The organism is [Limnothrix rosea] IAM M-220 (assembly GCF_001904615.1).
GTDB lineage: Bacteria > Cyanobacteriota > Cyanobacteriia > Cyanobacteriales > MRBY01 > MRBY01.
The window spans coordinates 22,457-29,000 of the sequence record NZ_MRBY01000049.1; the positions used below are offsets into that span (position 1 = coordinate 22,457).

General features: G+C 46.9%; 6 protein-coding genes. All 6 read left to right on the forward strand.

Features of this window, described 5'->3' with window-relative positions:
* Nucleotides 1-240 precede the first annotated feature (240 nt).
* Nucleotides 241-1,404 (forward strand): pyridoxal phosphate-dependent aminotransferase, encoded by a 1,164-nt coding sequence (locus tag NIES208_RS15415; protein ID WP_075893873.1) that lies wholly within the window; start codon nt 241-243, stop codon nt 1,402-1,404.
* A gap of 99 nt (nt 1,405-1,503) precedes the next feature.
* Nucleotides 1,504-2,388, forward strand: coding sequence for a septum site-determining protein MinC (minC, locus tag NIES208_RS15420; RefSeq protein WP_075893877.1), 885 nt, complete (start codon nt 1,504-1,506; stop codon nt 2,386-2,388).
* Between the two features lie 109 nt (nt 2,389-2,497).
* Complete coding sequence (minD, locus tag NIES208_RS15425) at nt 2,498-3,298, forward strand: septum site-determining protein MinD (RefSeq protein WP_075893874.1); 801 nt, start codon at nt 2,498-2,500, stop codon at nt 3,296-3,298.
* Between the two features lie 78 nt (nt 3,299-3,376).
* Nucleotides 3,377-3,655: a cell division topological specificity factor MinE gene (gene minE / locus NIES208_RS15430; RefSeq protein ID WP_315861649.1), complete on the forward strand. Its 279-nt coding sequence runs from the start codon at nt 3,377-3,379 to the stop codon at nt 3,653-3,655.
* A gap of 87 nt (nt 3,656-3,742) precedes the next feature.
* A complete protein-coding gene (locus NIES208_RS15435) occupies nt 3,743-4,729 on the forward strand; it encodes a Ycf66 family protein (protein ID WP_075893875.1) in 987 nt (328 codons plus the stop codon).
* 66 nt (nt 4,730-4,795) lie between these two features.
* On the forward strand, nt 4,796-6,007 hold the full coding sequence (locus tag NIES208_RS15440; RefSeq protein WP_075893876.1) for a 4-hydroxy-3-methylbut-2-enyl diphosphate reductase: 1,212 nt from the start codon (nt 4,796-4,798) through the stop codon (nt 6,005-6,007).
* The last annotated feature ends 537 nt before the right edge of the window (nt 6,008-6,544 follow it).

The window sequence follows — 6,544 nt, forward strand, 5'->3', positions numbered from 1 at the left end:
ACAATCACCACAGAAAAAAAATTAGATTGGGATTTCCTGAAAACAAATAACAGCAGGCAAAAGTTAGTTAGTAATGTAGTTCAGATCGAGCATAAATTTAAGATTGCATTATGTAAAAATAACGACTGGGCGATATAGCTGCGCTCTACTGTTAAGAGTTAACGAGTTTGGCCGTGCTACCTTGCTGCTGGCTGCTCCACCTAATTTTATTTTTTCATCTAAATCTACAGAAACATCACCATGAATTTGGCATCAAGAGTTGGTCAGGTAAAGCCCTCTATAACTTTAACAATTTCGGCAAAGGCAAAGGCGATGAAGGCCGATGGCGTCGATGTCTGTAGTTTCAGTGCTGGGGAACCGGATTTCGCCTCGCCAGCCCATGTTGTGGCGGCGGCAAAACAGGCGCTAGATGATGGGAAAACGAAATATGGCGCGGCGGCGGGGGAACCGTTACTACGTCAGGCGATCGCCCGTAAACTGAACGAAGAGAATAATTTACCCTACGCCGCTGAAAATGTCATCGTCACCAATGGTGGTAAGCATTCCCTCTACAACTTGATGATGGCTTTGATCGAGCCGGGGGATGAGGTGATTATCCCCACGCCTTTTTGGCTCAGCTATCCAGAAATGGTCATCCTTGCTGGTGGAACACCGGTTTTTGTGGATGCGACGGCAGAAAATCAATACAAAATTACGCCGGATCAGCTACGAGGTGCCATTACTGAGCGCACAAAACTCTTCGTGTTTAATTCTCCCTCTAATCCGACCGGAGCTGTGTATAGCCCAGAAGAAACTGCGGCGATCGCCGCAGTTTTGATCGAGCACCAGCTTCTTGTGGTGGCCGATGAAATTTACGAAAAAATTCTCTACGACGGTGCTGTACACCAGAGTATTGGCTCCCTTAACGAAGATATTTTCCCATTGACGATTACCTGTAATGGTTTCGCCAAAGCCTTTGCCATGACGGGCTGGCGGCTGGGCTATATTGCTGCCCCCCTTGAAATCATTAAGGCCATGACCACCATCCAAAGTCATAGCACCTCGAATGTTTGTACCTTTGCTCAGTTTGGGGCGATCGCCGCCCTAGAGGGAGGTTTAGATTGCGTCAATACAATGTTGGTGGCCTTTGCGAAGCGTCGCGAATTTATGCTGAAAGCCATACGCAATATGAACGGGTTAAGTTGTCCAACTCCCGATGGTGCCTTTTACCTCTTTGTGGATATCAGTAGTACCGGATTAGATTCCCTTAGCTTCTGTAAACAGCTCCTCGAGACCAAGCAAGTGGCAACGATTCCCGGTGTTGCCTTTGGCAATGACAATTGCATTCGTCTTTCCTACGCGACCGACCTCCCGACGATTGAGAAAGGCATGACTCGCTTCGCAGAATTTGTGGGATCGCGTTAACTGTAGCTCACTAAAATGATTTAGAGCCATGGCGGTCAACTTTTTGCCGGAATTTACAAATAACTGTTATAAATCAGTGAAGACTGCCGGATGCACCGCATGGATGAGCCACAGAAAAAAACTTCCCCAAACCCCGAAATTATTCCTGACCCTACAGATTTTTCCAGCGAACAGGAGCCTGCACCGCCGGAAAGCGCCATTGTCGAGGACACATCCCCTTTAGAAATTCAACTAGGTCTAGAGGAAGAGCAACTCACGCTTGTCTTACCAACGACAGGTCGTCGTCCCATTGAAAATTGGGATGAAACTTGGGCATCTTTAGCGAAGCATCTGGAAAAACATCAAGAGTTTCCAGTGCTAAATGTGAGTTTGCTTGCCCAAAACCAATTGCTAGGTGGTCGTCAGCTACAACAGTTGGCAGAGCTGCTCCAACGTCATCAGCTGCAACTGAAACGCGTACGCACCAGCCGCCGACAAACGGCGATCGCCGCCGCGACAGCAGGCTATGGCGTTGAACAAGAACCCCTAGCAAAATTACTCGCAGATATCCCCAATAAGCTAGAGCCGATTAAACCGATTAATGACGGTAGTGATGCCCTGTACGTCTCCCAAACCATTCGTTCGGGCGTGGAAATTCGCCACAAGGGTTCAATTGTTGTCATCGGTGATATCAATCCGGGTGGTGTGATTATTGCCGATCGCGACATTGTCATTTGGGGCTGTTTACGGGGAGTTGCCCACGCCGGTGCAAGCGGCGATCGCAGTTGCCGCATTATGGCGCTTCAGATGCAGCCGACCCAACTACGCATTGCGGACATGGTAGCTCGCTCTTCCATGCAGACCCCAGAGCATCCCCAGCCAGAAGTTGCCTATCTAACCGCCGAAGGGATTCGTATCGCCTCAGCCTTTAAATTTTCAAAAAACTACTTTTACGAAGAAGACGGGCAAAATTGGGAAGAAATGCCAGATCCGCTTAATCTATAAACTACATTTGCAAAACTCCCCCAGTCGCAGCCACAGACTAATACCTTAAAATCTGTGCTTTGCTGCTGCTAATTTTTTTATAACTTCAGTTTATTTATTTGAGAAATATATGAGTCGCGTTATCGTTGTAACCTCCGGTAAAGGGGGCGTTGGCAAAACTACCTGTACAGCAAATCTTGGATCTGCCCTCGTTAAATTAGGGAAAAAAGTGGCCCTTGTGGATGCCGATTTTGGTCTACGAAATCTTGATCTACTCCTCGGTTTAGAAAATCGCGTGGTTTATACTGCCGTTGAGGCGATCGCCGGCGAATGTCGCCTAGAACAAGCCCTCGTCAAAGATAAGCGACAAAATGGCCTAGTACTTTTACCCGCCGCCCAAAACCGCAACAAAGAATCAGTAACGCCGACCCAAATGAAACAGCTCATTATGAAGCTGAATAAAGCCTTTGACTACATTTTGGTAGATAGCCCTGCCGGGATTGAAATGGGTTTCCGTAATGCCATCTCCGCTGCCCGGGAAGCCCTTGTGGTGACCACCCCTGAAATTACCGCTGTGCGCGATGCTGACCGTGTAGTGGGCTTGCTAGAAGCCTACGGTATTAAACGCACTCGCCTCATTGTGAATCGTCTGAAACCTGAGATGATCAAGCAAAACGAAATGATGAGTGTTGAGGACGTGCTGGAGATTTTAGCCATTCCTTTGCTCGGTATTATCCCCGATGATAAAAATGTCATTGTCGCCAGTAACAAGGGAGAACCACTTGTTTTAGGAGATCAGAAAACCTCTGTGCCGGCAATGGCTTTTCTTAATATTGCCCGCCGACTCGAAGGAGAAAAAGTCCCCCTCCTTGACCTGATGTCCGACCAAGACGGTCTTCTCGCTAAAATTCGTCGATTCTTTGCCGGATAGTTTTTGTTGGAGCATTTAGTCGCAAAATTAGTGAACAGCCAAGCAGATAATAGTCACGCCAACAGCGTAAAACCGATGATTCAGGATTTATTAGAAAAACTGCTGAACTGGCAGGGAAATAACAAAAGTAGTGATGAGGCAAAACGTCGCCTAAAGCTTGTCATTGCCCATGATCGCGTCGGACTGAGTGCCGAAAAGGTGGAGGAAATGCGCCAGGAAATTTTGGCCGTTGTGGCGAAATATGTTGAGATTGACCCTGCCGAAATGGAGCTTGATCTTTCGAGCAGCGATCGCATGACAGCTTTGGTGGCAAACTTACCCATTCGTCGCATTAAAGACGATGGCACACCAGAGTAGTTTTTTGTTTTTTAACTAACTGGCTCGAAGTACCAGTGATTCTGGCACAATAGGTCAAGCACTTAGCATCACAGGAGTATTAAATTCATGTTGGCACAGGGTTTGGCGATCGCCGTTGCCATTGGGAGCGCGCTATTGTTTTTGACGGCCTTTCTTTTCCCAAAACTCCATCGCCAAGATGACTTTTTTTGGAGTGCTGTGGGTCTGTTTTATGCTCTTATTTTGTGGGTTTGTGCCGGGCAAATTGTCGGCGCTGTTTTATTGGGACAGTTAGCTAGTGTGGTCTTACTCGGCTGGTTTGCGTGGGAAACTCTGCGATTACGGCAGGCAATTATCGACCCCGCAAAAATCCCCAATTTAGATCAAGTTTCCCTCGTGGGCTACGTCAAAGGGAAATTTAAGCGATCGCCAGCACCACCGACAGCGAAAAAAACCGTTGCAACGACTCCTAAGCCAGAAGAGAAAGCGGCTGAAACAAATAAATCTTCAGAAACCAAAGAAACAGAAGCTCCTCAGGCCGAGGAACCGAAAACTCCTGAGCCTGCTCCAGTAACTCCCGAGACAATCGCAGAGAAGGATTCGGACGCTACACCCGAGGCTACTAGTGCAGAGTCTGAAGGAACGACTGAGGCCAAAGAAGCCGTTGTAGCACCGACTGAAACACCGACATTAGAAGAATCACAAAATAAGGCGATCGCCGCCACAGAGCCAGCCGCCGACCTTACAGAAGCAGAGACAGTAAAAGCCGCTGTTACACCTAGTGCGAATCCTGAGAAAAAAGGATTTTCCTTGGGGCGTATCTTTGGACGTAAAGAAAAAGTAGAACCAGCCACAACAAATCCCCAAGATCTCAACGAGATTTTTTCAGAAACAAGTGAAGCTACCGAAATCCTGGCAGAGACAGAACCCGAGGCGATCGCCTCTGCCCCAGAAATTTTGACAGACATAGCTTCAGAAAAACCATCGACCGATGTTCCATCCGAAGAAATTACCACATCCCTAGAGCCGACAACCGAAGAACCAGAAACAGAAAAAACCGACGCGACGGCAACAGAAAAGAAAGAAGACAGTTAAATATTAGGGATAGAGTCAAGAATTCGTTATGATCTTTGCTGATAGTTTGTAGTTGATAGTTGCCCTATGGATACCAGAGCTTTTAAACGTTCCCTGAACCATTCCGAAAATTACCACCGCCGCGGATTTGGACATCAGGGGGAAGTCGCTGACATGATGAACAGCGAATATCAAAGTGGTCTGATCCAAGAGATCCGCGATAATAACTATCAGCTCACCCGTGGCAATGTCACCATCTATCTCGCGGAGGCTTTCGGCTTTTGCTGGGGGGTAGAGCGGGCTGTGGCAATGGCCTATGAGACGCGTAAGCATTTCCCCACCGAAAAAATTTGGGTGACCAATGAAATTATTCATAATCCTTCTGTGAACAATCGTTTACGGGATATGAATGTCCATTTCATTGAAGTCATTAATGGCGCAAAGGATTTTAGTGGGGTGGCAAAAGGCGATGTGGTAATTTTGCCCGCTTTCGGCGCAACAGTGCAGGAGATGCAACTGCTAAATGACCGTGGTTGCACAATTGTTGACACGACTTGTCCATGGGTTTCAAAGGTTTGGACATCTGTCGAAAAGCACAAAAAACAAGATTACACGTCCATTATTCACGGCAAATATAAGCATGAAGAAACGGTTGCTACCAGTTCTTTTGCGGGTAAATACTTGATTTTGCTCAATCTTGATGAGGCCAATTATGTTCGTAATTACATCCTCAAGGGCGGCGATCGCCAAGAATTTTTAGACAAATTCAAAAATGCCTATTCCGAAGGATTTGACCCAGAAACCGATTTAGACAGGGTTGGCGTGGCAAACCAGACCACCATGCTCAAAAGCGAAACGGAGCAAATGGGCAAACTCTTTGAGCAAACAATGCTAGAAAAATTTGGCCCGACCGCATTAAACCAGCACTTTATGAGCTTTAACACCATTTGTGATGCCACCCAAGAGCGTCAAGATGCGATGTTTGATTTAGTGAAAGAAGATCTTGATCTGATGGTGGTCATCGGTGGCTTCAACTCCTCTAATACCACCCATCTCCAAGAAATTGCGGTCGAAAATAATATTCCCTCCTACCACATCGACAGCGGCGATCGCCTATTTACCGGTAACCGGATCGAACACAAGCCCCTAGGTAGAGCCATTGTGACCCAAGAAAATTGGCTTCCCGAAGGCACATTAAAAATTGGTGTTACTTCCGGTGCATCGACTCCCGATAAAGTCGTGGAAGATGTCATTGCCCACATTTTCGCGGAGAAATCTCAGCCTGCTGCCGTTGTCTAACAAGAAAGAGTTACTGATAAATAGCTTTGCCATGCTATCAAGCAACAGTACCCGCATACCTTTATCCTGTCTTGTGATGAGAGCCATTAGAGGCTATGCTTCGGCACGAACAGTAACCGAACTTAAGTTTAGGGCAAGCAAAGCTTTACCAGAATGACACGGCGAAGGCGAGAACCTTGGTATAGTCAAAGCCACTCAGTTTAAGACGACAAAGTCGGGGATTTGTAAAATTCTGGCGAGATGAACGAAACCTTTTGAAAAATCCCCGATTTTTGCCCCAAGTCTTTGTACTGATCTTGCTAGCCTTGGCTATAAAAACCAGGTGAAAATAATATCGTAGTTTCGAATAAGCAATAGAATTCCTTTTTTCGCGAGAAATTAGTGTGAGTGGCGTAGCCTTCTGAAACCCCTGACCACCTAGGGGAACATTCCCCAAGGAAGGCCATTAGAAAGCCTCTAGAACTTATTCAGAATGGCTATAGTAACGTGAGTTTTGCTTAAGCATGCTCGGAAGTACGACGCGGTGAATGGGAGAGC